The sequence below is a fragment of the Paraburkholderia panacisoli genome, from assembly GCF_008369935.1.
GTDB classification, from domain to species: domain Bacteria; phylum Pseudomonadota; class Gammaproteobacteria; order Burkholderiales; family Burkholderiaceae; genus Paraburkholderia; species Paraburkholderia panacisoli.
Map to the genome: position 1 here is coordinate 1 of NZ_VTUZ01000114.1, position 3536 is coordinate 3536.

3 protein-coding genes are annotated in these 3536 nt (G+C 58.3%); all 3 read right to left on the bottom strand.

The window, feature by feature from the left end:
• Nucleotides 1-147 precede the first annotated feature (147 nt).
• Genes FVF58_RS50690 through FVF58_RS50700 form a run of 3 tightly spaced genes read right to left on the bottom strand, consistent with a single transcriptional unit; the run spans nucleotide 148 to nucleotide 3393 of the window.
• Nucleotides 148-1158, bottom strand: coding sequence for a site-specific integrase (locus FVF58_RS50690; RefSeq protein WP_149676942.1), 1011 nt, complete (start codon nucleotides 1156-1158; stop codon nucleotides 148-150).
• Nucleotides 1155-2138, bottom strand: coding sequence for a tyrosine-type recombinase/integrase (locus FVF58_RS50695; protein ID WP_149676943.1), 984 nt, complete (start codon nucleotides 2136-2138; stop codon nucleotides 1155-1157). The genes FVF58_RS50690 and FVF58_RS50695 overlap by 4 nt, the downstream gene beginning before the upstream one ends.
• Complete coding sequence (locus FVF58_RS50700) at nucleotides 2128-3393, bottom strand: site-specific integrase (RefSeq protein ID WP_188131237.1); 1266 nt, start codon at nucleotides 3391-3393, stop codon at nucleotides 2128-2130. The genes FVF58_RS50695 and FVF58_RS50700 overlap by 11 nt, the downstream gene beginning before the upstream one ends.
• Nucleotides 3394-3536: the final 143 nt, after the last annotated feature.

Below are 3536 nucleotides of genomic sequence, written 5' to 3' on the forward strand. Positions count from 1 at the left end.
GATATATTACCGGCCGAAAGTTGCTATGTGCAGTCTCGGTTCCGGCTCATTGATAGCAAAGGAGTTCGGTCGTAGGAACTCGGCATAAATATCCGGTCGGTTGTGGAGGCCCGCCACCAACAGACGGCGGGCGTGGCCTCCGTGGTCCTATAGGGAATGCAACCACTCGAGCAGGGACTTGTTCTGCTGCCAGGACGGGATCTTCGGAAGCAGCGTGCCGTCCACCGCTTTCTCGAGTGCCTTCCGCTTCATCTCAAGATTTGCGCGAGCATAGATCTCTGTTGTCTTCACATCCACGTGACCGAGGAAGTCGCGGATGATCTCAAGCGGGACGCCACTCTGCAGCAAGTGCATTCCCTTTGTGTGCCTCAGGCTGTGAGGACTCACCCGCTGTGTGAAGTCGGGGTGACTTCGGCGTACAGAAACCACATACTTCTGCAGGAGATAGCGCACACCCGAGCGGGATAACCGTGCCCCTTGCCGGTTCTGGAAGAGTGGCTTGTCGGTATGTTCAGGACGATCGAGGCCGTTATCGTGCCGATACTGGCGCAGGACTTCGACTGTCTCGTCCAGCAGGGGTACAGCGCGCAGCTTTCGACCCTTTCCCATGAGCCGAACCTGAGATGGTGGATCCAGGCGCACGTCGCCAGCGTTCAGGTCGATCAACTCCTGCACCCGGGCGCCGGTGTCGTAGAGCACGCTCAGCATCACTGCATCCCGGCGACCCTCGGAAGTACGCAGATCGGGTTGAGCGAGAATCTGCGCAAGGTACTCTTTGCTGAGATAGCCGACGCAGGGACGCGGCTGCCGCCGCAGCGGAATGGCGAGGATCTGCTGACACTGCAGCAGCCGCTCGGGCACTTCCGACTGAACGTAGCGGAAGAATGCGTGCAAAGTCGCAAGACGGTGATTCTGCGTGCTGACCGAAACGTGCCGGTCATTGGCCAGATGATCGAGGAACGCCTCCACAAGGGATGCGTCGATCTGCGCGAGAGACAGGCGCTCCAGCGCAATGCCCCGCACGTCCCGACAGAATCGAAGCAGCAGGGTAAACACATCGCGATACGCCTTGATGGTGTTGGGGCTCAGATTGCGCTGCGCGGCGAGATAATACGTCAGGAAGCCGGTCACGAGCATGGAGAAATCGGTTGGTTTCATGATCCGTCCCACCGAGGAATGACATCACCAAAGGCGGCGCTGGTGCGCACCGTGATCTCTGGAAACAGTTCGGGTATCAGATGCAGATAGCGCTGCGTTCCGGCAAGGGAGCGATGACCCAAATAGGTCGCGAGCACCGGCAGCTTCGCATCGAGGTTCGCGCCTTCCCGGCACCAGCGCAGCAACGCATGGACGGCATAGGCGTGACGAAGATCATGTAAGCGCGGGCCCTTGCCTCTACCGGCGTGCGCGACCCCGCAGCGCATGAGTAGCTCCCGGTACAGCCAGTAGACGGCCGGGTGGCTCCACGGTCCATCGGATGGCGAGGGGAAGAAGTACGCTTCGGGCGAGCGATTTCCCATGAAAGCCGCATAGGTTCGAAGGCGCTGGACCAACGGTAAGGCTGGTGGGACGACGCGATCCTTTCCAAATTTGGCTTCACGCACCATCAGGACCCCGCGGCCAAGGTCAACATCGGCCACCCGCAGGTGCAGCACCTCGCCGACTCTCATGCCGCAGCCATACAGCAACCGGAACACTTCCGGCATGATGAGATGGCGCAGCGGGGCTCGTGCAGTTGGCTCGAGATGGTCGACCGCGTCGAGCAGTCGCTGAATCTCGGCGTGGGTCAGGATGCGCGGAGAGAACCTGCTCGCACCCCTTGCCGTCAGGGATCGATCCGGCACATCGGCGGGATATCCCATCCGGTTCAGGTACAGTGCGAATTGGCGAACCGCGCAGATCCGAACCTGTTGCGTGGACACGCTCTCGTGGGGTCGTTTGGCGAGCCACTTGCGGCAGATTGAGCGTGGCAGTTCGCATTGCGATAGCGCTTCGTCGCACAGGAAACGATCAAAGCGCGCGAGCAAGCGGGCTGACTCGTCATATCGGTAACCACACGCCCGTTTCTCCTGGACGAACTGTTCCATGAGTGAGCCGAAAGCGCTTCGGAACTGCCCCTTGAATGCTTTACTCGACATGGCGTACCTCCTCGGTGTTCAGCGCGGCGGTGCGCAGGGTTTCCACGTCGGTCTTGGCGTAGATGAATGTCGAGGCAGTCGTCGCATGTCCCAGGATCTCGCTGATGACATGAAATGGCGTTTGCTCGTGGAGCAGTTGTGTCGCCAGCGTATGCCTCAGCGAATGCAAACCGTGGCGTTGTGGGGTCCGGAAATGGATGCCAGCAACTTCCTTCCAATAGACGACGATGCGATGCAGGTTATCGGTGTTGGAGAAAGGCCGAAACGGCGGTGTCAATGTGAGGAACACTTCGCGGCGATCTGATGAAGAACGGCCTGATCTCAGATAGTCAATCAGCGCTTCTCCAATCTCTTCCGTTAGTGGCAAACATAGCGGTGCGAGGGACTTCGACTGCGTGATCTCCAGGGTAGCCGTTTCCCACTTCAGTTCATCGAGCGTCAGTGTGCGGATATCACCCACTCGCAATCCGAGGCGACAGGCAAGCAGGAGGATCGCGTAATCGCGCTTGCCTTTGGGAGAACTGCGATCAACGACTTCGAGCAACCTGATCACGAGTTCCGGATCCCAGACCGATGGAACAGTCGCATCACTGGGGACGTGGACCACCGGTAATACATGACTCAGATCACGGTGCAGGATTCCGCGCAGCAGAAGAAATCGCAGAAAACCACGCACGTGGGAAACGATCCCGGAGACGGTTTTAGCCGCCAGACAATGTCGTGAGGTCACAAAGGCAGAAATATCGGCCGACTGCATCTGATCGAAAGAAGTGATGTTCCTTGACCCAAGGAAATCCGCGAATATGGCGACGTGCCGCATCCGATCGCGAAGGGTCGTTGGGCGAAGATTAAGACGATCCCGACAGTACTGTTCGTAGTCGCGGACGGTCTTCACCATGCGCGCCGGGACCTGTATCTTCTGCATGTCGGTGATGGTGCGCTCGATATGCCGATCACGCGCAAAGTCTTCCAGCACTTTAAGAGCCATCTCGATATGGCGTCGCCAACCGCCGCCCGCCTTGAGGCGCTCCCCATCCTGCATCCTATACCTGCAATAAAAATTCACCACGATATCTTTGCAGTACTCATCTATCACGTTCGTATCGAGGCAAAACGCAACGAGATGTCGCCAGACCGTGCGATAGCGATTGAGCGATCTTCTGCTGTAGCCTAGCCTCTCCAGTTCGCTCACGGCACCAGCAATGACCTGCTCCAACGACAGACGGCTTGAAACTTGACGGGTGGAATCCTCCATGATCGAGCTCCTCACAACGGCGGCCCCGATGGCCGCCAGGACTCTCATCATGAAACTTTATGCGCAGTAAGCTGATGCTGACGCCTTGCTCACAAAGCGTTTGCCACGGTGACTCTACATAACGATCCACGGTAGCTAATAGA